The organism is Pseudomonas parasichuanensis, from assembly GCF_021601385.1.
In the GTDB taxonomy this organism is placed as follows: domain Bacteria; phylum Pseudomonadota; class Gammaproteobacteria; order Pseudomonadales; family Pseudomonadaceae; genus Aquipseudomonas; species Aquipseudomonas parasichuanensis.
On record NZ_BQHO01000004.1, the window covers coordinates 40,502 to 62,542 of the forward strand.

The 22,041-nt window shown below is 64.3% G+C and carries 23 protein-coding genes and 1 tRNA gene; 12 read left to right on the plus strand and 12 right to left on the minus strand.

The genetic code is table 11. The annotated features are described in order from the left end of the window. The first annotated feature begins 208 nt into the window (after positions 1–208). Together L6D77_RS04530 and L6D77_RS04535 are read left to right on the plus strand one after the other, a co-directional pair. Complete coding sequence (locus L6D77_RS04530; protein WP_232884990.1) at positions 209–586, plus strand: hypothetical protein; 378 nt, start codon at positions 209–211, stop codon at positions 584–586. A gap of 195 nt (positions 587–781) precedes the next feature. Beyond that, positions 782–2,923 (plus strand): TonB-dependent siderophore receptor, encoded by a 2,142-nt coding sequence (locus L6D77_RS04535; protein ID WP_232884991.1) that lies wholly within the window; start codon positions 782–784, stop codon positions 2,921–2,923. Between the two features lie 240 nt (positions 2,924–3,163). On the opposite strand, the gene L6D77_RS04540 is transcribed toward L6D77_RS04535, so the two are convergent. Continuing rightward, positions 3,164–3,253: transfer RNA gene (locus tag L6D77_RS04540), tRNA-Ser, on the minus strand. Between the two features lie 289 nt (positions 3,254–3,542). On the opposite strand from L6D77_RS04540, the gene L6D77_RS04545 reads away from it, so the two are divergent. From L6D77_RS04545 to L6D77_RS04555, 3 genes are all read left to right on the plus strand, one after another. After that, positions 3,543–4,232: a crotonase/enoyl-CoA hydratase family protein gene (locus L6D77_RS04545; protein WP_232884992.1), complete on the plus strand. Its 690-nt coding sequence runs from the start codon at positions 3,543–3,545 to the stop codon at positions 4,230–4,232. A 128-nt stretch (positions 4,233–4,360) separates the two neighbouring features. Further along, positions 4,361–5,080 (plus strand): lysophospholipid acyltransferase family protein, encoded by a 720-nt coding sequence (locus L6D77_RS04550; protein WP_232884993.1) that lies wholly within the window; start codon positions 4,361–4,363, stop codon positions 5,078–5,080. Between the two features lie 123 nt (positions 5,081–5,203). Continuing rightward, positions 5,204–6,175 (plus strand): magnesium and cobalt transport protein CorA, encoded by a 972-nt coding sequence (locus L6D77_RS04555; RefSeq protein ID WP_232884994.1) that lies wholly within the window; start codon positions 5,204–5,206, stop codon positions 6,173–6,175. A 121-nt stretch (positions 6,176–6,296) separates the two neighbouring features. On the opposite strand, the gene L6D77_RS04560 is transcribed toward L6D77_RS04555, so the two are convergent. Next, a complete protein-coding gene (locus L6D77_RS04560) occupies positions 6,297–7,031 on the minus strand; it encodes an amidotransferase (RefSeq protein WP_232884995.1) in 735 nt (244 codons plus the stop codon). Positions 7,032–7,559: 528 nt separating this feature from the next. Here L6D77_RS04560 and L6D77_RS04565 point away from each other — a divergent pair. Continuing rightward, on the plus strand, positions 7,560–8,360 hold the full coding sequence (locus L6D77_RS04565) for a cytochrome c (protein WP_232884996.1): 801 nt from the start codon (positions 7,560–7,562) through the stop codon (positions 8,358–8,360). A gap of 88 nt (positions 8,361–8,448) precedes the next feature. Here the strand turns inward: L6D77_RS04565 and L6D77_RS04570 are convergent, their stop codons facing one another. From L6D77_RS04570 to L6D77_RS04585, 4 genes are all read right to left on the minus strand, one after another. After that, entirely contained in the window at positions 8,449–8,781 is a 333-nt protein-coding gene (locus L6D77_RS04570) for a ribonuclease E inhibitor RraB (protein ID WP_232884997.1), read from the minus strand. Positions 8,782–8,966: 185 nt separating this feature from the next. After that, complete coding sequence (locus L6D77_RS04575) at positions 8,967–9,203, minus strand: hypothetical protein (protein ID WP_232884998.1); 237 nt, start codon at positions 9,201–9,203, stop codon at positions 8,967–8,969. A 144-nt stretch (positions 9,204–9,347) separates the two neighbouring features. Beyond that, complete coding sequence (locus tag L6D77_RS04580) at positions 9,348–11,426, minus strand: LTA synthase family protein (RefSeq protein WP_232884999.1); 2,079 nt, start codon at positions 11,424–11,426, stop codon at positions 9,348–9,350. A 227-nt stretch (positions 11,427–11,653) separates the two neighbouring features. Continuing rightward, entirely contained in the window at positions 11,654–11,845 is a 192-nt protein-coding gene (locus tag L6D77_RS04585) for a PLDc N-terminal domain-containing protein (protein WP_232885000.1), read from the minus strand. Positions 11,846–11,971: 126 nt separating this feature from the next. Between L6D77_RS04585 and L6D77_RS04590 the strand changes: the two genes are divergently transcribed. Beyond that, complete coding sequence (locus L6D77_RS04590; protein WP_232885001.1) at positions 11,972–12,910, plus strand: ZIP family metal transporter; 939 nt, start codon at positions 11,972–11,974, stop codon at positions 12,908–12,910. Between the two features lie 141 nt (positions 12,911–13,051). On the opposite strand, the gene L6D77_RS04595 is transcribed toward L6D77_RS04590, so the two are convergent. Further along, positions 13,052–13,582 (minus strand): hypothetical protein, encoded by a 531-nt coding sequence (locus L6D77_RS04595; RefSeq protein ID WP_232885002.1) that lies wholly within the window; start codon positions 13,580–13,582, stop codon positions 13,052–13,054. Positions 13,583–13,643: 61 nt separating this feature from the next. Next, entirely contained in the window at positions 13,644–14,165 is a 522-nt protein-coding gene (locus tag L6D77_RS04600; protein ID WP_232885003.1) for an ankyrin repeat domain-containing protein, read from the minus strand. Between the two features lie 268 nt (positions 14,166–14,433). Here L6D77_RS04600 and L6D77_RS04605 point away from each other — a divergent pair, with 268 nt between their 5' ends. After that, positions 14,434–14,706: a DUF3509 domain-containing protein gene (locus L6D77_RS04605; RefSeq protein WP_110992563.1), complete on the plus strand. Its 273-nt coding sequence runs from the start codon at positions 14,434–14,436 to the stop codon at positions 14,704–14,706. A gap of 9 nt (positions 14,707–14,715) precedes the next feature. Here L6D77_RS04605 and L6D77_RS04610 read toward each other — a convergent pair whose 3' ends face one another. The 3 genes from L6D77_RS04610 to aroC form a co-directional block, all read right to left on the minus strand. Then, positions 14,716–15,252 (minus strand): oxidase, encoded by a 537-nt coding sequence (locus L6D77_RS04610; RefSeq protein WP_232885004.1) that lies wholly within the window; start codon positions 15,250–15,252, stop codon positions 14,716–14,718. Next, positions 15,252–16,406, minus strand: a complete 1,155-nt coding sequence (locus L6D77_RS04615; RefSeq protein WP_232885005.1) for an MFS transporter — start codon at positions 16,404–16,406, stop codon at positions 15,252–15,254. The genes L6D77_RS04610 and L6D77_RS04615 overlap by 1 nt, the downstream gene beginning before the upstream one ends. Positions 16,407–16,551: 145 nt before the next feature. Then, positions 16,552–17,643, minus strand: coding sequence for a chorismate synthase (gene aroC / locus L6D77_RS04620; RefSeq protein WP_232885006.1), 1,092 nt, complete (start codon positions 17,641–17,643; stop codon positions 16,552–16,554). A 126-nt stretch (positions 17,644–17,769) separates the two neighbouring features. Between aroC and L6D77_RS04625 the strand changes: the two genes are divergently transcribed. After that, the gene (locus tag L6D77_RS04625; RefSeq protein WP_232885007.1) at positions 17,770–18,729 is read left to right on the plus strand and encodes an alpha/beta hydrolase; all 960 of its coding nucleotides are present in this window, start codon (positions 17,770–17,772) and stop codon (positions 18,727–18,729) included. Positions 18,730–18,852: 123 nt separating this feature from the next. Then, a complete protein-coding gene (locus L6D77_RS04630; protein ID WP_236169973.1) occupies positions 18,853–19,635 on the plus strand; it encodes a hypothetical protein in 783 nt (260 codons plus the stop codon). A 130-nt stretch (positions 19,636–19,765) separates the two neighbouring features. Here the strand turns inward: L6D77_RS04630 and prmB are convergent, their stop codons facing one another. Then, positions 19,766–20,674 carry a 50S ribosomal protein L3 N(5)-glutamine methyltransferase gene (prmB, locus tag L6D77_RS04635; protein ID WP_232885009.1) on the minus strand — a complete coding sequence of 303 codons (909 nt, stop codon included), beginning with the start codon at positions 20,672–20,674 and terminating at the stop codon, positions 19,766–19,768. 179 nt (positions 20,675–20,853) lie between these two features. Between prmB and L6D77_RS04640 the strand changes: the two genes are divergently transcribed. Then, the gene (locus tag L6D77_RS04640; RefSeq protein WP_110992556.1) at positions 20,854–21,444 is read left to right on the plus strand and encodes a cysteine hydrolase family protein; all 591 of its coding nucleotides are present in this window, start codon (positions 20,854–20,856) and stop codon (positions 21,442–21,444) included. Positions 21,445–21,533: 89 nt separating this feature from the next. After that, positions 21,534–21,854, plus strand: coding sequence for a hypothetical protein (locus L6D77_RS04645; protein WP_232885010.1), 321 nt, complete (start codon positions 21,534–21,536; stop codon positions 21,852–21,854). Positions 21,855–22,041 lie beyond the last annotated feature (187 nt).

The window sequence follows — 22,041 nt, forward strand, 5'->3', positions numbered from 1 at the left end:
TTAATGACTCCGTGGTTTTTATTCATCCGCTCGAAGTTTACTTATGAAAATGCGACCACTTGATGTTCATTCGAAGCAGCATTTCGTTTAGGCGCTTTACTGCGCGACAACCGGCCGCATGACCCTCCGTCGCCTGGCCGTTGACTTGCCCGCGCCCTCGGCGCTCATTAGGCGTTGGTCAAAAGCCCTTTCCTGACAGGACGACACGATGACAAGACTCACGGTGCAATCCGGCGATTTCTTGCAAGGTGAAGGCGAGTATCGCAACGGAGCGCTCACACTCAAGACCCCGCGCAGCCCCTCGCCTGGCGAGCGCATTTCCCTCACACGCATCCAGGAGCTGAAACTGGCCAACCTGGAGTCGACGCGCAGCCTGGGCGGTACCCTGGGCTGGGGCGTGGCCGGCGCGTTGGTGGCCGGGCCGGTCGGCCTGCTCGCCGGCCTGTTGCTGGGTGGCAAGGAGGAGGAAGTGACCTTCATCGCCACCTTCAAGGATGGCCGCAAGCTGCTGGCCATCACCGATGGCAAGACCTGGTCGAAGATCGACGACACCTGGCGCCGGCATCAACGGCCAGTCGCCGCCTGAATTTACCCGGCCCCCACACGTTTTCTCCCTGAGTGCCTGCGTTTGCAGGCACTCGCTCGTGTGCGCCTGTTAACATGGCGCCCTTTTGCATCCGCCTGACCTGCGCAACGCTGGCCGGCCACCCCTGCCCGACACCTGCCCTGCCGACCGCCGCCGACCGATAACGGCTGCGTCGGTATTTTCAAGGAGCCCCGCATGACCCCGCTTCGCCCTCGCCTGCCCCTTGGCCTGATCGGCCTCGGCCTTGCCCTGCACAGCACCCATGCCCTGGCGGCAGACACTGTGGCCCTGGCACCGGTAAAGGTCACCGAGGTGTACGGCAGTGATGGCTACCAGGCCCGCGAGGCGCAGGTTGGCGGGCTGCACAATGCGCCGCTGCTCGATACCCCGGCCGCCGTCAGCGTGTTCACCCGCCAACTGCTCGACGACCGCCAGGTGCGCAAACTGAGCGAAGTGCTGCAGAGCGACGCCTCGGTGGGTGAAAGCTATGCGCCGGTCGGCTACTACGAAAACTTCAACGTGCGCGGTTTCGAGCTCAATGCCGCCAGCAGCTACCGGGTCAACGGCCAGACCATCGCCGGCGAGCAGAACGTGGCGCTGGAAAACAAACAGCAGGTGGAGCTGCTCAAGGGGTTGTCCGGGCTGCAAAGCGGGGTGTCGGAGCCTGGCGGGCTGGTCAACTACGTGACCAAGCGCACGGAAGACGTGCGCACGCTCAGTGCTTCCAGCAACGAACAGGGTGAACGCTACCTAGCCACCGACCTGGGCGGCTGGTTCGGCGCCGAGCGCCAGTTCGGCCTGCGCGTCAACCTGGCCCATGAGGACATCCGCAGCTACGTCGACCATGCCGACGGCAAGCGCGACTTCGCCTCGCTGGCCGCCGACTGGCAGATCAACCCCGACGCCGTGCTGGAGCTGGATGCCGAATACCAGCACCGCGAGCAGTACTCGGTGCCCGGCTACCAACTGCTGGGCGGCAGCCAGCTGCCACACAACGTCGACCCCAAGGACCACCTGGCCTGGCAGCAGTGGGCCAAGCCTGTGCAGAACGACTCGCTGAACCTGGGCGGGCGCTTCAAGTACCGCTTCAACGATGACTGGAACGGCACCTTGAGTGCGTCGCGCAGCAAGGTGGTGATCGATGACTACAGCGCGTTTGCCTGGGGTAGCGCTCGCGGATGGGCATCGCATTTCAGCCCAGAAGGCGATTACGACATCTATGACTTCCGCAGTCCGGATGACACGCGTCGAATCGATGAGGCCCAGGCCATGCTCGATGGTCGCTTCGACGCGCTCGGCGTCGGGCATGAACTGACAGTCGGTACCAGTGCACAGCGACGAACACTTGATCAACGTTCCTACTACAACGAGCTGCTGGCAGAACCCGGCAACATCTACACCGGCGCACCGGCGCTGGCACCGTCCGACAAGCCCATCGGCGACAGCGAACGCCGCCTGGACAGCCGCCAGTACGGCCTGTTCATCAGCGACCGCATCACCTTCAACGAACACTGGCAGACCGTCATCGGCGCCCGCGAAGTGCGCCTGGACGAGAAGACCTGGGATGAAAACGGTGTCGCCGGCCGGCATACCCGGCAATACCAGTTGCTACCCAACGCCGCGCTGATCTACAAGCCGCAGGCGGATACCACGCTGTACGCCAGCTATTCAAAAGGTCTGTCCGCCGGCGGCACGGCCCCGTGGTTCACCAACAACAAAACAGAAATCCTCTCCCCTACCCTGTCACGCCAGCTGGAGCTGGGCATCAAACGCGACTGGCAGGGCATGAGCTTCAGCGCCGCGCTGTTCCAGATCCGCCAGGCCTACCAGTACGCGCAGCCGCAGGGCGACGGCAGCTTCACCTACGTGCAGCAGGGCCAGCAGAAGAACACCGGCCTGGAACTGGGCGCCAGCGGCTGGGCAACTTCGAAACTGCAACTGCAGGCCAGTGCCGCAGCAATCCGCGCCCGGGTGCAGGACAGCGGCACCGACGCCTACGAAGGCCACCAGGCGATCAACGTGCCCCGCCTGCGCGCCGCGCTGCACGCCGACTACGCCCTGCCCGTGCCGGGCCTGGCGCTGCTCGGCGGCGCGCGCTACAGCGCCAGCAAATATGCCAGCCAAGCCGGTAACGTCGAAGTCGGCGGCTACACCGTGTTCGACATCGGCAGCCGCTACAGCACCCGCATCGGCGGCTACGACACCGTGCTGCGCCTGACCGTGGACAACCTGTTCGACAAGCGCTACTGGCGCGACGTGGGCGACTACCTGGGTGACAACTACCTGTTCCAGGGCGCGCCGCGCACGGCAAGGCTGTCGGCTTCGGTGAGTTTCTAAGCGTACTGCTTTCTGTAGGAGCGGCCTTGCGCCGCGAACGGGCCGCAACGCGGCCCCAACCATCTGTGCCGCACCGCAAGTCAACGGGGCCGCTTCGCGACCCGTTCGCGGCACAAGGCCGCTCCTACAGTGGTCGTGCAAGCCGATCAGGTGGACGGTAGCCGATGCGACCTGCCCCGCGAACGGGCGGTAAAACAAAAAGCCCCCGAACCTTTCGATTCGGGGGCTTCTCGTAGAATGTGGCGGTGAAGAAGGGATTTGAACCCTTGATACGATTTCTCGTATACACACTTTCCAGGCGTGCTCCTTCGACCACTCGGACACTTCACCGTTTCTCTTCAAGCTATTCAGCCTGTCGAGGCGCGCTAATTTAGTAGAAGCGCTTTTCTTTGGCAAGCATTTTTTTCAGAATTTTCATGCGCTTAAGCCAATTAGCCGAATTCTCTGGGTTATCAAGGCAAAGCTGCCATTGTGGCCTGCGCTTTTACCCGCCGTTAATGCGCAGGCCCAATGGCGCGAGGGGTAGCGGCCCGGCGCTGACCAACCGGTCAGTCTTGGCGCTTTACCTGGCAGGCGACGCTGGGTAACGTCGTCGCCACGCCACCCTAAGGACTCTGCCATGAGCGAGCTGATTACCTACCACGCCGAAGACGGCATCGCCACCCTGACCCTGAACAATGGCAAGGTCAACGCGATCTCGCCGGACGTCATCAAGGCGTTCAACGCCGCGCTCGACCGCGCTGTTGAAGAACGTGCCATCGTGATCATTACCGGCCAGCCGGGCATTCTCTCCGGCGGCTACGACCTCAAGGTGATGACCGCCGGCCCCAAAGAAGCTGTCGGGCTGGTCACCGCCGGCTCCACCCTGGCCCGCCGCCTGCTCTCGCACCCCTTCCCGGTGATCGTCGCCTGCCCTGGCAACGCGGTGGCCAAGGGCGCCTTCCTGCTGCTGTCGGGCGACTACCGCATCGGTGTCGAAGGCCCCTACAAGATCTGCCTGAACGAAGTGCAGATCGGCATGACCATGCACCATGCCGGTATCGAACTGGCCCGTGACCGCCTGAGCCGTGCGGCCTTCCAGCGTTCGGTGAACAATGCCGAGGTGTTCGACCCGCAGTCTGCGGTGGCTGCTGGATTCCTCGACAAGGTGGTGCCGGCCGAGCAGTTGCAGGAAACCGCCATGGCGGTGGCCCGCGAGATGAAGAAGTTGAACATGCTGGCGCACAAGAACACCAAGCTGAAGGTGCGCAAGGGCCTGCTGGAAGTGCTGGACGAGGCCATCCTGGCTGATCAGAACCACCTGGGCTGATTGGCTCACTGTGGGAGCGGCCTTGCGTCGCTCTCACAGGCAGTACGCAAAGACCGACTCCCACAGCATTTGCCGCCATCAGTGCACGTCCGTACACTGCGCCGCGATCGTCTTGTGTGAGCCGTACCATGCTTTATCTGCTTCGCATGCTCCTGCTGGGGCTGCATTTCCTGCTCGTGGGTGTGCTCGGCCTGTTCATCGGCCTGCTGCGCCCGTTCAACCCCGACAACAGCCGCCTGTTCGCCCGCCTCTACAGCGTGCCCGCCGCCTGGTTCCTACGCATCAAGGTCAAGGCCGAGGTCGGCCCGTTGTGGGACCAGCCCCCAGGCTGCGTAATCATTGCCAACCATCAGTCCAACTACGACCTGTTCATCATTGGCCAGGTGGTACCGCGGCGCACCGTAGCCATCGGCAAGAAAAGCCTGGGCTGGGTCCCGCTGTTCGGCCAGCTGTTCTGGCTGGGCGGCAACGTGCTGATCGACCGTAAAAACAGCTTCCAGGCACGCCAGGCCCTGCAGGCGACCACCCGCACCCTGCAGCACGACACCTCGATCTGGGTCTTCCCCGAGGGTACGCGCAACCCCGGCGAGCAGCTGCTGCCCTTCAAGAAGGGGGCATTTCACATGGCGCTCGAAGCCGGCGTGCCGATCGTGCCGGTGTGCGTCAGCCGCTACTCGCAGCGCATGGCCCTGAACAGCTGGCGCCGGCGCACGGTGATCATCCGCTCGCTGGCACCGATCGCCACCGCAGGCCTGACCCAGCAGGACCTGCCCGCGCTGATCGAGCAGTGCCAGGCGCAGATGCAGCACTGCATCGACCATATGGAAAACGAGCTGCCAGGCAACTGAGCCTCGCGCTCGGGCCCTATCGCTGGCAAGCCGGGCCCGCGCAAATCTTCATGCCCGCGGGTTGCCCCCAGCGCCCGCACAGCCCAAGCTGTCCGATGTGTTCAACCGAATAAGCGGACAACCATGGGTCGAGTCGTCGCGTCTGCGGTGTACAGCGCCGGCAGGAAAGTCACCAACATCAGCCTCGATGAAGGCGCAGAGTGGGCACGCAAGCCTGGGCATTTCGTCTGGATCGGCCTTGAAGAGCCCAATGCCGAGGAGCTGGCCAACCTGCAGCGGCAGTTCGGCCTGCATGAGCTGGCGATCGAGGATGCCCTGGAAAAACACAGCCGGCCGAAACTCGAAACCTTCGGCGACGCGCTGTTCATCGTCACCTACTCCCCGGTGCGTCACGAGGGCCGGCTGGAATTCATCGAAACCCACATCTTTGCCGGCAACGGCTACATCATCACCTGCCGCAACGGCCATTCGAAATCCTATGCCCTGGTGCGCCAGCGTTGCGAAGCGCGCCCGCTGCTGCTCGAACACGGTGAGGACTTTGTGCTGTATGCCTTGCTCGACTTCGTCACCGAGAACTACCAGCCCGTCAGCGAAGCCATCCACGGCGAGATCGAGGAGCTGGAACAGAGCGTGCTCAGCAACTCGCTCAAGGAAGAGGACATCCAGCGCCTGCACAGCCTGCGCCGCGACATCCTGCGCCTGCGCCGCTACGTGGCACCGATGGTCGAGGTGAGCGAGGAACTGCAGCGCTTGAGCTTCCCGTTCATCGACAAGAACATGCGCCCGTACTTCCGTGACGTGCAGATCCACGTTACGCGGCAGATGGAAGACCTGGCCGGTATCCGCGACATCGCCAGCCAGACCATCGAGATCGGCATGCTGCTGGAGTCATCACGCCAAAGCATCACCCAACGCAAGTTCGCGGCCTGGGCGGCGATCCTGGCGTTCCCCACGGCGATTGCCGGGATCTACGGGATGAACTTCCAGAACATGCCGGAGCTGGGCTGGCATTACGGCTATTTTGCCGTGCTGAGTGTGATCGGGCTGGGGTGTTCGGGGTTGTTCTACAGCTTCAAGCGTTCGGGCTGGCTGTAGAACGCATCGCGGGGCGCGCCATAGCGGCGCACCGCCGCTCCCACTTGACGGCCGCTCCTACAAAAAACTGCGCTAGACAGTTGCTCCCACGCATATCCGTGGGAGCGGGCGGTCACGCCACTCAGGCAGCGCTGGGCTTGGCCTTGGCCGGCTGCTGGATGAAGCGCAGCATCCACTCGCCCACCAGGTCACCCTGGTGCTCGGTGGCCAGGCTGGCCACGGCTTTCTGATAGACCTCATCACCCAGGTAGTCCTGGCGCGCATCGAGCAAGGCGCGCGAATAGTCGTGGACGAACTCCGGGTGGCCCTGGAAGCACAGCACCTGGTCGCGAATGTGATAGGCGGCGTTCGGGCAAAAATCGCTGGAGGCAATCACCGTGGCATCCTTGGGCAGCTGGGTGACCTGGTCCTGGTGGCTGATCAGCAGGGTCAGCTCGGTCACTTCCGGGTCCATCCACGGGGCATGGGCCGCCAGGCTGTAGCGGTGAATACCCACGCCCCAGCCCTTGTCGGCGCGCTCGGCCTTGCCGCCGAGGGTCAACGCCAGCAGTTGATGGCCGAAGCACACGCCCAGCAGCTTCTCGCCACGCTCATACAGCTTGAGCAGGTAGGCCTTGAGGGCCTGGATCCACGGGTCGTTGCCAAACGAGTCGGCCTTGCTGCCGGTGACCAGGTAAGCATCGAAGGTTATGCCGTCCGGGGGGTAGTCGCCGTTCATGACGTTGTACACGTCAAACTCGGCGGCGATTGGCTGACGCGAAAACAGCTGCTCGAACATCCTTCCGTAGCCCTGGTACTGCGCGAGCAGTTCCGGTCGCAAGACATCGGTTTCAAGGATGCAGATGCGTAACGACATAGCGGTAGTCCTGAACGACATGTGGGTGGGATTTGCTGTAAAGACTGACGCGAAATATCAGCACAAGCAAGTAGGATGTCCGGACGAACGGTAGGCCCTGTAACCCTCGGTAACCCCCTGCGCGCACTCGTCTAGCCAGAGCGTGCCAGCGAGGTGGCCAGTGGCCTTAAAACGCTCAGGAATCAATGCAAACACCAATAGAACAAAGGGTTCTGAAACATGCCTGACGCGCGCCCTACTGTTGGTTGTATATCGACAAAACACGAGGCAAGCAGCGACGGCGTGATGCCACGCCACTGCGATCGACCCGACGCGTGACAGGGAAGCCAAGGGTTATTCAGGAATAACAACAAGAAGGCGGTCCGCCATGTTCAGACAATCGAAAGTACGCCAAGCCGGGCTCATACTGTTCGCCACCACGCTGCTGCTGATTCTGCCGAACCTCACCCGGCTGTTTGGCTGACAGTGGCTGTGGCCTTTGTGGGTAATGCACAGGTAATCTGCCGACCTTGATGGTTGGAGACCCCCATGCGCCTGTACCTCGCCCTGCTGTGCCTGTTGCTCACACCACCGCTGACGGCGGCGCAGTTGAACCTGGAGCTGGGCAATTCCCACCGGCAATGGCAGAGCGAGCAGTTGCTCAAGCACCCGCAAGCCCGCGACATCACTGTCGACCAGGACGTTGCCTACAAGCGCACCATGCATTACCGCGCAGTACCGCTGGCGGCGTTGCTAACGGGTGTGAGCCCGGTCGATCACCTGCAAGCCGTGGCCCTGGATGGTTTCGCCGCCGAAATGCCGGCAGGCCCGCTACTGCAAAGCGGCCCGGCCCAAGCCTGGCTGGCCATCGAAGACCCTGCCCAAGGCTGGCCGCCACTTGCCGCAGGCAAGCCGAGTGCGGGGCCGTTCTTCCTTGTCTGGACCCACCCGCAGGCCAGCGGTATCCGCCCCGAACAATGGCCGTTCCAGATCGCCACGATCCGCCAGTTGGCAGCGGTGCAGACACGCTTCCCTGCCCTGCTGCCCGCCCCTTCGTTACCGGAGAACGATCCGGTACGCCAGGGATTTGCACTGTTCCAGCAAAACTGCCTGGCCTGCCACCGGCTCAATGGCGCGGGCGATGCGCAATTCGGCCCGGACCTTAACCTGCCGCACAACCCCACCGAGTATTTCCAGCCAACGTTCCTGCGCCAGTACATTCGCGACCCGCAGAGCCTGCGCCAGTGGCCGCAGGCAAGGATGCCGGGGTTCTCCACGGAGGTGCTGAGCGAGCAGGAGCTTGATGCGTTGCTGGCGTATCTAAAGCATATGGCCGGACGCAAAAAATGAGGCCAATCTTGCGCCGACTGTAGGAGCGGCCTTTCGCGGCACAAGGCCGCTCCTACAGGAACAGCGTAAAAACCCTTCTGACATGGTCTCAGGCGATCGGCCGTTCCTGCTTGACGCCCCAGCCTTCGACCTCGCCGCCATAGGGTGAAACCACGCGTTCGAAAGAGGCCTCGAAAGCGCCAATCCCGCCGTAGGTGGCATACATCACCTTGCTAAGCTCCAGGTGCCAGGCGCCATCGTCACGCTCGCTCACCTGGGCGTTGAGCGACTCCCCACGAAAATGCCCCGCCGCCCGGCGCGCGCAGGCCTCGTCGGGGAACACGGCATAGAACTCGATGGGGTGGATGCGGGTGAAATCGAAACCGCCAGCTTTCATCTGGCTGAGGACACTGCTGCTGACATCGTCGTTCAGGCTGCTCATGAAACGTCCTCCTGCAATGCAATGGATAGACTTTCCGTGCACAACGCACTCGCCTGGCATGTGAAGGCTGCCAAACGTTTAGAGCTGATGCAAAACGAGAATGAAGACGACGCGGGCCCGCAGATTAGGCCCACGCCTTCATGCAGCGTAGTGCCTGAGCCGGCACCACGCCAGAAAACCGTTGTTCAGGGGGCTTCTTGAATAGCGGTGATGGTGACGCCGCTCTGCTCCTTGAGCCAACGTGCGGTCGGGGAAAAGCTGCGGTCCTGAAAATCGTTGAGGTCCAGTTCATCCATGAGCGGAAACAAACGAGAGCGAATCGCCCGCGCGGCATCTTCCTCACTGGGGCGCTGCTCGGCGTTGAGCAACAGCGTCTGCGGTTCGCCCTTCTGGTCGGCAAAGCGGACTTCCCACTCTTTCATCGATGAGCCCTCGCTACCACTACGGTGAGTGAAACTGCGTACTAGCTTGACCGTGGCAAGGGGGCAATTGTTCAGCCCCAAGCATGAAACTTGATAAAAAAAGCCCGCCGGGTCAGGGCGGGCTTTTTCAATGCAGCGGCTTACTTACTTCGGCGTGCCATGGACCACACCCGCGGTGTTGTCCAGCAGGCTCTTGGTTGCGGTCTGGATATACGCCTCCAGTTTTTTCTGCAACTGCGACTCGTCCGGGCTTTCGATCAGCTCGGCCTTGAACTCGCGGCCCAGCTGGTAGCGGTACATACGCGGGCTCATGTCCTTGGACTCGATGAGGATGCGGTCACCCTGCACCAGGCCGACGATCTGCTCGCTGCCCGATGGCTTGATGATGCCCACGCCCTGGTCGCCTTCCGGCAGGTTGAGCAGGTCGCGGCCCCAGCACTGGTGGCGTGCCTGGCCACCAAGGCGGCCCATGATGGTCGGCACGATGTCGACCTGGGTGCCTACGGTGTGGTTGACCGCGCCGAACTTGTCCTGGATGCCCGGGGCAATCAACAGCAGCGGTACGTTGAAGCGACCCAGGTCCAGCTCGGTAACCTGCTGGTGGTTGCCGAAGCCGTGGTCGCCGACGATGACGAACAGGGTCTCCTTGAAGTACGGCTCCTTGCGCGCCTTCTCGAAGAACTGGCCCAGCGCCCAATCGGAGTAGCGCATGGCGGTCAGGTGTTCGTCCAGGCGGCCTTGACCGGTGACCTTCTCGACCGGCAGGTCCTTGGGCAGCGCGTACGGGGTGTGGTTGGACAGCGTCTGCAGCAGGGCATAGATCGGCTTCTTGCCGTCATGCTTGGCCAGCTCTTCGTTGCCGCGGTCGAACATGTCCTGGTCGGAAACGCCCCAGGTCGGGTCGGAGAACACCGGATTGACGAAGTCGTTGCGGCCGATGAAGGTGGTCATGCCCTGGTTGCCGAAGAACCCGGACTGGTTGTCCCAGGCGAAGTCGCCGTTGTAGACGTAGACATCGTCATAGTCGCGGGCGCTGAGCAGCGCTGGCAGGCCGGACAGCTTGTGGCCGCCTTCCGGGGTCTGCATCAGGTATTCGAAGCCCGGCAGGTTGGGGAAGCAGGCCATGGTGGCGAACATGCCCTGGTGGGTATGGGTGCCGTTGGAGAAGAAGCGGTCGAACAGCAGCCCCTCTTTGGCCAACTTGTCGAAGTACGGGGTGATGTTGGTCTCGCTGCCCAGGGCGCCCACCGAGTGCCCGGCAAAGCTCTCCATCAGGATGACCACCACGTTCTTGATCGGCAGGGTGCGCTCCTGCGGCGGCACGAAGTCGCGGCGGATCGCCGCTTCGTCGGCATCGACCAGGGTGTCATGCGGTGTCAGCAGCTGGTCGCGCACGCTCTGGGTGGCCAGGTTCTGGTCCAGGGTGGCTTTCCAGATGTTGGCGCGGTCTTCACCGAAGCGGCTCTTGGCAGCATCGATCAGGGTCAAGGTGCCGTTCAGGCCAAGCTGGTTGACGAAGTTCGAGTCGGTGGTGAAGGCATCGCCCCAACGCATGGGCGGGCCTTGGCGCAGAGTGCCACGGGCGGCGATCACAGCGATCAGCAGGATGACCACGAACACCACCAGGCGGCCATACCACGGCGCCACAGTGCGGGAGCCTGTGCCTTGCAGGCTGGCGCCACCACCACGGGTCAGGCGGTCGATGCCCTTGAACAGCAGGCTCAGCAGCCAGGTACCGACCAGCCAGGCCAGGATGTAGCGCACCACCGGGAAACCGTACCAGAGCATGCTCATGACGGTCTTGGGGTCTTCCTTGATGTACTGGAACACCAGGCCGTTCAGGCGCTGGTGGAATTCGCGGTAGAAATCCATCTCCATCAGGCCGAGGAACATCACCACGCTCGACGCGATGGTCAGCCAAAGGCGGAACAGGCCGCGTCGGGCCATCAACCAGGGGCTGAGCACGGCCAGCAGCAGCGGAATGCTGATGTACACCACCACCCGCAGGTCGAAGCGCAGGCCGTTGAGGAAGCCTTCGGCAACGGTCGAGTACGGGGTGTCGCCGATCATGTCGCTGTTGTAGACCAGCAGCGCCAGGCGCACGAGGCTGAGCATCAGCATGATCACCAGGCCGCTGAGCAGCGTGTAGGCCAGGTGGGATTTCAGGGTCGGCGAGAATGAGCCTCGCGCGCCCCCTTGCTTCAAGGCGTCCGTGTTAGCCATGAATGGAGAGGTCCTAGGATTGCGGGTTTGCGAAAAGGGCGAAATCGCCGACAGCCAGGCCTTGCCATCGAACATGGCGCAGGACCTGCGCGGTATTGTGCGGCGCGGATTCTCGAAAATCGAGTGTGAAAATTTTGTCGATAGCGCCCGTCACAGGCTATGGCAGGATAGGCCTTGTTGTTGGCAAATTGTAACTACTGATGCCAGCTTTTCTGCGGAGCACAGCGTCAGATCCGCAGGTTGCCCCGCGGGCCGGCAATGGCCCAGATAATCAGCCCCAGTACCGGCAGCAGCACGATCAGCAGGATCCACAGCACCTTGATGCCGACTTCGGCGCTGCTTTTGAGTACGTTGAGCACCGCCCAGATGTCCAGGGCGAGGATGATCAGGCCGACCAGCCCGTTGAAAGTAGAGCCCATGCCGCCGCTCCCGTGGGATGAATGTGAGCCACAGCATAGCTGCCTATGGCCTCGATAGAGGGGAATCCTTGGTCCCGCGGGCCGGTCAGTGGATAGACTGCCAGCATTCATCGCTTCGAGGTCCGCATGTCCCCAGCCCATAGCCAAGACGCCACCCCCTTCTCGCCGCTCAGCGCCTGGCGGCAACAGGCTCGTAGCACCCCCTGGCTCAGCGCCGGCCTGGGCCTGAGCCTGCTGGCCATCGTCGCGCTGCTGCTGGCGAGCGTCTGGAATGCGCTCAATGGCGACCATGCCGACCACTTGCCCCTGGCCACCCTCGGCGGCCTGTCGGGCTTTGCGGCCACCGCGCTGGGCGCGGTGCTGGCGGTGGTGCTGCGCGACGTCAGCGCGCGTAGCCAGGACGTAATGCTCGGCTTTGCCGCCGGTATGATGCTCGCCGCCAGTTCCTTCTCACTGATTCTGCCCGGCCTCGACGCCGCCCGCGAAATCACCGGCAATGGCCCGGCCGCGGCCTTCACCGTGGTGCTGGGCATGGGCCTGGGCGTGCTGCTGATGCTCGGCCTCGACCGCTTCACCCCGCACGAGCACGAAAGCACCGGCCCTTGTGGCCCGCAGGCTGAACGGGTGAGCCGGGTGTGGCTGTTCGTGCTGGCCATTACCCTGCACAACCTGCCCGAAGGCATGGCCATCGGCGTGAGCTTCGCCAATGGCGACATGAGCATCGGCCTGCCACTGACCAGCGCCATCGCCATCCAGGACATCCCGGAGGGCCTGGCCGTGGCCCTGGCCCTGCGTGCCACGGGGTTGTCCAATTTCAAGGCGGCGCTGGTGGCGATCGGCTCCGGCCTGATGGAACCCTTGGGCGCGGTGATCGGCCTGGGCATCTCCACCGGCTTCGCCCTGGCCTACCCGATCAGCATGGGCCTGGCGGCGGGGGCGATGATTTTCGTGGTGTCCCACGAAGTCATCCCGGAGACCCACCGCAACGGCCACCAGACGGCGGCGACACTGGGGTTGATGGGCGGGTTTGCGGTGATGATGTTTCTCGATACCGCGCTGGGCTGAAGGAGCCCTGACTGCTGGTGCAGGAGCGGCCTTGTGCCGCGAAAGGGCTGCGCAGCAGCCCCAGGATCTCAAGTAGCTTCAAGATCGCCCGGGGCCGCTATGCGGCCCTTTCGCGGCACAAGGCCGCTCCTACACCAGCCTTTAGACGTGTACCGCCACCTTCAACGCTTCCAGCGCCGGCTCGGCCTTGATCCCCACCGCAGCGCCCAGCTCCAGCACCCGCGCCAGGTCGTTCTGCCCCACCATCACCATCTGCAGCTCGTCATCGAGCAACTGGCTGAAGTTCAGCAGCACATAACCGCCGGCTTCCTTGTTCAGCGCGCCCATCTGCACCTGGATGCGGTTGAGCGCGGTCAGCGGCTCGGTGCGCGCCAGCTGCTTGGGCTTGAGGGTGAACGGCACGCTCTTGTCGAACGAGTCGCTGATCTGCTGGAACAGGTCCTGGTAGCTGTCGGCCTGGAACAACACGGTGTCGGGCAGGCTGCCGACCACCACCCATTCGCCCAGCGGGAACGGGAAGCTGTCGTCGTAGTTGATGTCGGGGTTGGCAGCGAGGAAGGCGGCGGGGTCGGCGTAGGCCTGGGCGGCTTCGTCGGCGATGCGCTCGATGTCCTCATCGCGCATGCAGCCGGCACCGATGAGGCGGATGAGTTCGAGCAACTGGTCTTTCATGGGGGGGCCCTGCGGGTTGGCGTGAAAAGCGCCAAGGATAGCCGCAAACGCCCCCGGGCCGTTAGCCGGCCAGTGCTTCGAGGCGCGCTGCGGCGTCCGCCGCGCCCATGGTGCGCGCCGCCATCAGCGCGGTGGCACCCGCGGCATCGCGGTGCGCCGGGTCGGCGCCCTGGGCCAGCAGGTAGTCGATGATCTCCAGCCGATTGAACATCGCCGCCAGCATCAGCGCAGTGCGGCCGTCCGCTGCGGCGGCGTCCACCGGTACGCCTTGCTCCAGCAACAGCCGGATCATCGCCAGGTCACCCTTGAATGCCGCGCCGGCGATGGGCAACTGGCCGTTGTCGTTGGCGATCAAGGGGTCGGCACCATGGGCCAGGAGCACCTGCACCGCCTCATGGTGGCCGTGGTAGCTGGCCAGCATCAGCAAGGTATCGCCCTTGTGGTTGCGCAAATCCACCGGCAGGCCGCTGTCGAGCAGGCGCCCGAGCATCGGCGCATCGCCGCGGCGGGCACGTTCGAAGACTTCTTCGGCGAACGCGGCGGTTTCTTCGGCGGTCATGGGCGCGGGCTGTTGGTCGGACATCTGGAACCTCCTGGCAATTGAATGGGCCCAAGTGTTGGTCAGGCACCGCCAGTGGGTCAAAGGTTCAGATTCTATGGGGTACAGAGACAGAAGCTATGACCGTGCAAATTGCACTGTGCAACAGTGCGCGACCTTGCAGAATGCAATGCCACGCGCTTCGCGCTCATCTGTAAGTCATTGTTTTTAAAGGTTTTTTCACAATAAAAAGAATGGCACGATCACTGCAAAACTCAACTCATGTCTGCCCACACATCAGTCAGGAGTTGATATGGACCTCATCCAGCAAAAGTTCGTCTCGGTGTTTTCCGCGTATCAGGTGGACACTCAGGCCCGCCCGGACGGCGGGGTGCTGCTGACCCTGCGCGCCGCCGATGGCGTGGTCACCCGTCGCGTACTGAGCTACGCGCAACTGCACAGCGCCGAACAGCTGTCCTGGGCGATCAGCGCACTGCGCCGTGACCTCGCCGAACAAGCCAGTGAACTGCCGGTGATCTCCAGGTTGCAGAGCCAGCAGCGCTTCGCGCTGCCGACCTATCGCTGAACAGCTGCTTCAGAGCTCGCCAAACCCCGGGAACTGTCGGGCACTGGCATCACCGGTGAAGTGCGGCTGCACGCCCTGCTCGCTGGCGTGAAGCCGTAGCGCCAGGCAGAACGGGGTGTCCCCCAGGTCGAGCCAGCGCGGGGTGCCGGCCGGCACCACCAGCACATCATCTTTTTCGCACAGCACGGCATAGACGAACTCGCCCAGGCGCAGGCTGACCTGGGCACGGCCGCTGATCAGCGCGAACACTTGCTCGTCTTCATGCACATGCTCGTCACGCAAGTCGACCTCGGCGGGGTCTACGCCATCACGGCTGAGCAGGCTGAAGGTTGCACTGCCATGCTCGCTCATCAGGCGGTCGAGCGGTGCGCGGCATGCGTCCAGTACCTCGCCCAGGCTACTGCCCGGACGCAGGCGAGCGCCGGACTCCCAGCGCGCCAGGCGCACACCCTGCTCGGCCAGGGTGGCGACGATATCGTCATGGTGGGTCAGCACCTTGTTCGCAATCTCTGGGCTGCTGCGGTGGAAAACGCTGAGGATGCTCATCAGGGGTCGTTCCTGCTGTCTTTCAAACGGAAGGCAATGATAACGGCTGCCGCCAGTGCCGCGACGCTGGCCATACCAAAGGTGAAGTGCGGGCCCAGCAACTTCCAGCTGTAGCCCGAATACAGCGCGCCCAGCGCACCGCCGGTGCCGGACAGGGCGGCGTACAACGCCTGGCCCTGGCCCTGCTGGCGGGCACCGAAGCTGGCCTGCACGAAGGCGATGCTGGCGGCGTGGAAACAACCAAAGGTAGCGGCGTGCAGCACCTGGGCCAGCACCAGCACCGCCGGGATATCGGCAAGGTTGCCCAGCAGCAGCCAGCGCACGGCGGCCAGCAGGAAGCTCGCCATCAGCACCCGGCGTACCGAAAAACGCGCAAAAATGCGGCTCATGCCCATGAACACCAGCACCTCGGCCACCACTCCAAGCGCCCATAAAAGGCCGATCGCACCGCGGCTGTAGCCCAGCGACTCCAGGTGCAGGGTGAGGAAGGTGTAGTACGGGCCGTGGCTGAGCTGCATCAGCCCCACGCACAGGTAGAACGCCAGCACGCCCGGGGCCAGCAGCTGCTTGAGGAAGCCCCCTGCCCCGCGCCGCTCGGCATGCTCCACCGGCTGGGCGTTGGGCACCCACAGGCTGGCAGCGACGATGCCGGCCATGATGGTCACCAGGGCCACCGGGTAGATGTCCAGGCTCAGCTGTTCGAACAACCGCCCCAGGCCGACCACGGTGAGGATGAAACCGATCGAGCCCCACAGCCGCACCTGGCTGTAGCGCGCGGTCTGGCCGTGCAGGTGGGCCAGGGTGATCACCTCGAACTGCGGCAGTACCGCATGCCAGAAGAACGCGTGCAGGGCCATCACCAGCGCCAGCCAGGCGTAGCTCTTGCCGAAGAAGATCAGCGAGAAGGTCGCCAGGGTCGACAACGCCCCCAGGCGCACGATCAACAGGCGCTGGCCGCTACGGTCGCCCAGCCAGCCCCACAAGTTGGGGGCGATGCAACGCATCAGCATGGGGATGGCCACCAGCTCGCCGATGCGTGCTGGAGAAAAGCCCAGGTGATCGAAGTACAGGGCCAGGAACGGCGCCGTGGAGCCGAGCAGAGCAAAGTAGAAGAGGTAGAAGCTGGACAGGCGCCAGTAGGGGATGGGGGGCATGGGGCAGACCGCGGGCTCGGTGGTGTCTGACCGGGCCTATCGCTGGCAAGCCAGCTCCCACAGGTAATGCGCAGGCCTCAGCGGCAACCCATGACCTGTGGGAGCCGGCTTGCCGGCGATAGCGCCGGCACAGTCGGCTGAATACTCAGAGCTGGCCCAGCACCGGGGTATTCACCTTCACATCGGCATTCTGCCCACGGTGGCGCAGCAGGTGGTCCATCAGCACGATGGCCATCATCGCCTCGGCGATCGGCGTGGCGCGGATACCGACGCACGGGTCGTGGCGGCCCTTGGTGATCACTTCCACCGGGTTGCCGTCGATGTCGATCGAGCGGCCCGGGGTGGTGATGCTGGAGGTCGGCTTGAGCGCCAGGTGGGCGACGATAGGCTGGCCGGAAGAGATGCCACCAAGAATGCCGCCGGCGTTGTTGCTGAGGAAACCTTCCGGGGTCATTTCGTCGCGGTGTTCGGTGCCGCGCTGGGCGACGCTGGCGAAACCGGCGCCGATTTCCACGCCCTTGACGGCGTTGATGCTCATCAGCGCATGGGCCAGCTCGGCGTCGAGGCGGTCGAAGATCGGCTCGCCCAGGCCCGGCATCACGCCCTCGGCCACCACGGTGATCTTCGCCCCGACCGAGTCCTGGTCGCGGCGCAACTGGTCCATGTAGGCCTCGAGCTCCGGCACCTTGGCCGGGTCGGGGCTGAAGAAGGCGTTGTCTTCCACCGAGTCCCAGGTCTTGAAGGGGATCTCGATCGGGCCGAGCTGGCTCATGTAGCCGCGCACGCGGATGCCCTGGGTGGCCAGGTACTTCTTGGCGATGGCGCCGGCGGCCACGCGCATGGCGGTCTCGCGCGCCGAGCTGCGCCCGCCGCCGCGGTAGTCGCGCTCACCGTACTTGTGGTGGTAGGTGTAGTCGGCGTGGGCCGGGCGGAACAGGTCCTTGATTGCCGAGTAGTCCTTGGACTTCTGGTCGGTGTTGCGGATCAGCAGGCCGATCGAGCAGCCGGTGGTGCGGCCTTCGAACACGCCGGAGAGAATCTCCACTTCATCGGCTTCCTGGCGCTGGGTGGTGTGCCGGCTGGTGCCGGGCTTGCGCCGGTCAAGGTCGTGCTGCAGGTCGGCCAGGGAAATTTCCAGGCCGGGCGGGCACCCATCGACAATGGCGACCAACGCCGGGCCATGGCTTTCGCCAGCGGTGGTGACAGTGAACAGCTTGCCGTAGGTATTGCCGGACATGGACGCTCCGCGAGTCTGCCTGAAGTGAACGAAAGCGGCAGTATACGGAAATCGGGGCGTTACAGGTGCACGAACCTTCCATCATCCACCCTGTCCTACTGTCATCCCATCAAGTAGTGCCCCTCCATGATGTCGCGCCTAGTCGTCCTGCTCCTGCTGTTCTGCGCCAGCCTCGCCCAGGCAGCACCTACGGTCCTGCAACGCCCGATCGACCTGGACACCGGCCAAGGCACCCTGCACGGCAGCCTGCTGTTGCCGCAGCAGGACACCCCGCCGCCGGTGGTGCTGATCATCGCCGGCTCCGGCCCCACCGACCGCGACGGCAACAACCCGGCCTCCGGGCGTATCGACAACCTCAAGCGCCTGGCCTTGCTGCTGGCCGGCGAACACATCGCCAGCGTGCGCTACGACAAGCGCGGCGTGGCCACCAGCCAGCCGGCCACCCCGGACGAGCGCGAGCTCAGCGTCGAGCGCTACGTCGCCGATGCCGTGGCCTGGGGCCGCAAACTGCGCCAGGACCCGCGTTTCGGCCCGCTGATCCTGGTTGGCCACAGCGAGGGCGCGCTGATTGCCAGCCTGGCCGCCGAGCAGGCCGGCGCCAGCGCCGTCATTACCCTGGCCGGCAGCGGCCGCCCAGTGGCCGATGTGCTGCGCGAGCAGTTGGCCCAGCGCCTGCCAGCGGCGCAACTGGCCGGCGGCGTAGCACTGATCGACCGCCTGCAGGCCGGGCAGACCAGCCTGGATGTGCCGGCCCCGCTGCGCCAGGTGTTCCGCCCAAGTGTGCAGCCGTACCTGATTTCGCTGCTGCGCCAGGACCCGGCGGCGGCGTTTGCCCGGCTCAAGGTACCGGCGCTGATCATCCAGGGGCGCAACGACGTGCAGGTGGAGGTTGCCGACGCCAAGCTGCTCAAGGCCGCCAAGCCCGACGCGCAACTGGCGCTGATCGACGGCATGAACCATATGTTGCGCATCAGCCCCCGGGACATGCGCCAGCAACGCGACAGCTACAGCAATCCCGAACTGCCGCTGGCCCGCGAACTGGGCGAACGCATCGTCGCCTTCATCCATGGCCTGCCGCCGGCGTGAGCTTTGCTGGCGCGGGGCCTCAGGTCTTGACGAAGGCTGCCGATAACGCGGCATGAGAAAGGTGGTGACTGCGCGTGCGACGTCCACGCGCACCCGGCCGCCGCGCACCTGAGGATTGCCCTGATGACCGATGCTCCCGCCGCCGAGGCGACCGAAGAACAAGCCCCAGAAAGCGCCCCGCTGCCGTGGGCGGACTTGGCTGCCGAACACTTCCAGCTGCTGCGCCTGGCCGCCCTGCCGACCGACCGCAACAGCGGCGCGCGCCCACTGCGCTTCGTCCAGTTCGGTTACGCCGAGCGGCATGACAAGGCCCACAGCCTGCTGCGCATGGAGATCCGCCTGCCTGGGCAGAAGGTGCGCAAGGAACAGAATCAACTGGACGTGCGCGTCGATCACGAGCAACGCCTGGTAAGCATCGGCAGCGACGCCGGCCTGCAGCTCGAGCCGCTCAACCGTGGGCTTGGCCGTTACCTGCTGGCTCAGGCGGTGCAGTGGCTGCAACAGCGCTGCATGGGCTATCGCATCGAAGGCATGAACCTGCCGATCAAGGACGCGTTGAACGAAGACACGCGCCTGCGCCGCGACCATGTGCTGACCAGCGTCGGCCTGGCCGTGGAGTACAGCGAAGGTCAGGTGCTCAAGGGCACCGTGGTGGAAACCACCGTGGGCCAGCTCAAGGGCGGCTGGAATAGCGACAAGGTGCAGCGCGTCGATATCCTCGAAGCGGCCGGCATGCTGCAGCAGGCCGAGCAGAACCTGATGGAAAAAGAGGCGCAGTTGCGCGAACGCGACGAGCGGGTGGCCAAGTACCGCCGCGAAGACAACGGGCTGCGCTTTACCATCACCTGCCTGGTGGCCTTTGCGGTGTTCCAGGCGGGGTTGCTGATCTGGATTGCCACCCGTTGACAAAAGCTGGGGCCGCTTTGCGGCCGGTTCGCGGCACAAGGCCGCTCCTACAGGGGTACGGGGTCTCCTGTGGGAGCGGCCTTGTGCCGCGAAAGGGCTGCACAGCAGCCCCCAGTTCACCGAGCGCCGATCAAACCCGCGAAGCGAACAGTTCCTGATGCTGTCGGCACTGCTCGGCGGTGAGCATGAACACCCCGTGCCCGCCGCGCTCGAACTCCAGCCAGGCAAAGTCCACCTCGGGGTACAGCGCCTCGACGTGCACCTGGCTGTTGCCCACCTCGATGATCAGCAAGCCTTTCTCGGTCAGGTGGTCAGCCGCCTCGGCGAGCATGCGCCGCACCAGGTCCAGGCCGTCGTTGCCACAGGCCAGGCCCAGTTCGGGTTCGTGGTGGTATTCGGCCGGCATATCGGCGAAATCTTCCGAGTCGACGTACGGCGGGTTCGACAGGATCAGGTCGAAGCGCTGCCCCGGCAGGCCGGCGAAGCCATCGCCCTGCACGGTGTAAACGCGCGCGTCGAGCCCATGCCGCTCGATGTTCTGGTTGGCCACTTCCAGGGCGTCGAAGGACAGGTCGCCCAGCACCACCTCAGCGTCCTGGAACACCTCGGCGGCCACGATGCCGATGCAGCCGGAACCGGTGCACAGGTCGAGGATGCGCGCAGGCTCTGCCGCCAGCCACGGCTCGAAGCGTTTTTCGATCAACTCGCCGATCGGTGAACGCGGCACCAGCACACGCTCATCGACGATGAACGACATACCGCAGAACCACGCCTCGCCCAGCAGGTAGGCGGTCGGTACCCGCTCCTCGATACGGCGCTTGAGCAAGTGCATCAAGCGCACCCGCTCGTCGTCCTCCAGTTGGCAGTCCAGGTAGCTGTCGGCCACCTCCCACGGCAGGTGCACGGCGCCGAGCACCAGCAGGCGGGCTTCGTCCCAGGCATTGTCGGCACCGTGGCCGAAAAACAGCTCATGCTCATGGAAGCGGCTGACCGCCCAGCGGATATGGTCGCGCAGGGTGCGCAGGCGGGATGTGATCACGGAGGACTCCTTTTCAGACAGGCCAAAAGTCTAACAGCCCACACCACACAATTGTTCTCTGCGATAGCCGAATGGGTAGCCACAGGCCAGTAACCATGCCGCCTGCAATGTCAACCATTCACATTGGCGCCAAGGCAAGGGAGAATAGGTGCACAAAAGCCCTACCCAAGGAGCCCTTGATGTCCGTTCCAACCACGATGTTCCGCCTCAGCGGCCGCGATTACCCGCCGGCCAAGCTGGGCCAAGCCAGCCTGATCGTCATCGACGCGCAAAAGGAGTACCTGAGCGGTCCGTTGGCGCTGTCGGGCATGGACGAGGCCGTGGCCAACATCGCCCGGTTGCTCGACGCTGCCCGCAAGGCCGGGCGCCCGATCATCCACGTTCGCCACCTGGGCACCGTCGGCGGCCTGTTCGACCCGCAGGGCGCGCGCGGCGAGTTCATCCCGGGCCTGGAGCCGCTGGCCGGTGAAACCATCATCGAAAAGCGCATGCCCAACGCCTTCAAGAACACCAAGCTGCACGAAACGCTGCAGGAACTCGGCCACCTGGACCTGATCGTCTGCGGCTTCATGAGCCATTCCAGCGTCAGCACCACCGTGCGCCGCGCCAAGGACTATGGTTATCGTTGCACCCTGGTGGAAGACGCCTCGGCAACCCGTGACCTGGCCTTCAAGGATGGGGTCATTCCTGCCGCGCAGATCCACCAGTGCGAGATGGCCGTGATGGCCGACAACTTCGCCTGCGTGGCCCCTACCGCCAGCCTGGTCTGAGCCAGGCACCGCCCGGCGGACGGGCGGAACCCGAGGGCGGGCAGCAGGTCGAAACCCGGATCAGCTACACCAGATCCTGAGGAATTCGAATGAAGCTCAAAGGCAGTTTCGATGCCAGACGCCTGCGCCAGCGCGAACCGCGCAACTGGGGCGCGCGCCTGGCCGCCGCCTTCTCCGTCCTGCTGGCTACCCTGGGCGTCCTGCTCGCCATGGCCGGCATCGCCGGCCTGCTGGGCAACTACCCTGCCCTCGCCGAACTCAATGCCAACCGCCCGCTCGCGGCCATACTGACCGTGGTCGGGCTGTTGCTGCTGTATGTCGGCGTGCGCTTCTGGCGGCGCAGCCGCATTCGCCTGCGCCGCGGGCGTGAGCTGAACCTGTCGCCGCATTTGATGAAAAAGCACGACTAATCGCTGCAGACTCGCTCTTCTGCAGGAGCGGCCTCGTGCCGCGAAAGGGCTGCAAAGCAGCCCCGGCGATTCGAACGTTTGCGCTGGAATCTAGGGCCGCTTCGCGGCCTTTCGCGGCACAAGGCCGCTCCTACAGAGAACGTGAAACACAGGACTTCACTCGGGGCAGGACTCGCGTAAACTACGC

Excerpts from the sequence above, each read along its gene's own strand:
- L6D77_RS04535 (WP_232884991.1), top strand. The coding sequence starts at position 782 with ATGACCCCGCTTCGCCCTCGCCTGCCCCTTGGCCTGATCGGCCTCGGC.
- L6D77_RS04575 (WP_232884998.1), bottom strand. The coding sequence starts at position 9,203 with ATGAAAGAGTGGGAAGTCCGCTTTGCCGACCAGAAGGGCGAACCGCAG.
- aroC (WP_232885006.1), bottom strand. The coding sequence starts at position 17,643 with ATGTCCGGCAATACCTACGGCAAGCTGTTCACTGTCACCACCGCTGGC.
- L6D77_RS04600 (WP_232885003.1), bottom strand. The coding sequence starts at position 14,165 with ATGTCCGACCAACAGCCCGCGCCCATGACCGCCGAAGAAACCGCCGCG.
- L6D77_RS04590 (WP_232885001.1), top strand. The coding sequence starts at position 11,972 with ATGTCCCCAGCCCATAGCCAAGACGCCACCCCCTTCTCGCCGCTCAGC.
- L6D77_RS04550 (WP_232884993.1), top strand. The coding sequence starts at position 4,361 with ATGCTTTATCTGCTTCGCATGCTCCTGCTGGGGCTGCATTTCCTGCTC.
- L6D77_RS04630 (WP_236169973.1), top strand. The coding sequence starts at position 18,853 with ATGACCGATGCTCCCGCCGCCGAGGCGACCGAAGAACAAGCCCCAGAA.
- L6D77_RS04585 (WP_232885000.1), bottom strand. The coding sequence starts at position 11,845 with ATGGGCTCTACTTTCAACGGGCTGGTCGGCCTGATCATCCTCGCCCTG.
- L6D77_RS04555 (WP_232884994.1), top strand. The coding sequence starts at position 5,204 with ATGGGTCGAGTCGTCGCGTCTGCGGTGTACAGCGCCGGCAGGAAAGTC.
- L6D77_RS04645 (WP_232885010.1), top strand. The coding sequence starts at position 21,534 with ATGAAGCTCAAAGGCAGTTTCGATGCCAGACGCCTGCGCCAGCGCGAA.
- L6D77_RS04545 (WP_232884992.1), top strand. The coding sequence starts at position 3,543 with ATGAGCGAGCTGATTACCTACCACGCCGAAGACGGCATCGCCACCCTG.
- L6D77_RS04615 (WP_232885005.1), bottom strand. The coding sequence starts at position 16,406 with ATGCCCCCCATCCCCTACTGGCGCCTGTCCAGCTTCTACCTCTTCTAC.
- L6D77_RS04610 (WP_232885004.1), bottom strand. The coding sequence starts at position 15,252 with ATGAGCATCCTCAGCGTTTTCCACCGCAGCAGCCCAGAGATTGCGAAC.
- L6D77_RS04530 (WP_232884990.1), top strand. The coding sequence starts at position 209 with ATGACAAGACTCACGGTGCAATCCGGCGATTTCTTGCAAGGTGAAGGC.
- L6D77_RS04625 (WP_232885007.1), top strand. The coding sequence starts at position 17,770 with ATGATGTCGCGCCTAGTCGTCCTGCTCCTGCTGTTCTGCGCCAGCCTC.
- L6D77_RS04595 (WP_232885002.1), bottom strand. The coding sequence starts at position 13,582 with ATGAAAGACCAGTTGCTCGAACTCATCCGCCTCATCGGTGCCGGCTGC.
- L6D77_RS04605 (WP_110992563.1), top strand. The coding sequence starts at position 14,434 with ATGGACCTCATCCAGCAAAAGTTCGTCTCGGTGTTTTCCGCGTATCAG.
- L6D77_RS04640 (WP_110992556.1), top strand. The coding sequence starts at position 20,854 with ATGTCCGTTCCAACCACGATGTTCCGCCTCAGCGGCCGCGATTACCCG.
- L6D77_RS04580 (WP_232884999.1), bottom strand. The coding sequence starts at position 11,426 with ATGGCTAACACGGACGCCTTGAAGCAAGGGGGCGCGCGAGGCTCATTC.
- L6D77_RS04565 (WP_232884996.1), top strand. The coding sequence starts at position 7,560 with ATGCGCCTGTACCTCGCCCTGCTGTGCCTGTTGCTCACACCACCGCTG.
- L6D77_RS04560 (WP_232884995.1), bottom strand. The coding sequence starts at position 7,031 with ATGTCGTTACGCATCTGCATCCTTGAAACCGATGTCTTGCGACCGGAA.
- L6D77_RS04570 (WP_232884997.1), bottom strand. The coding sequence starts at position 8,781 with ATGAGCAGCCTGAACGACGATGTCAGCAGCAGTGTCCTCAGCCAGATG.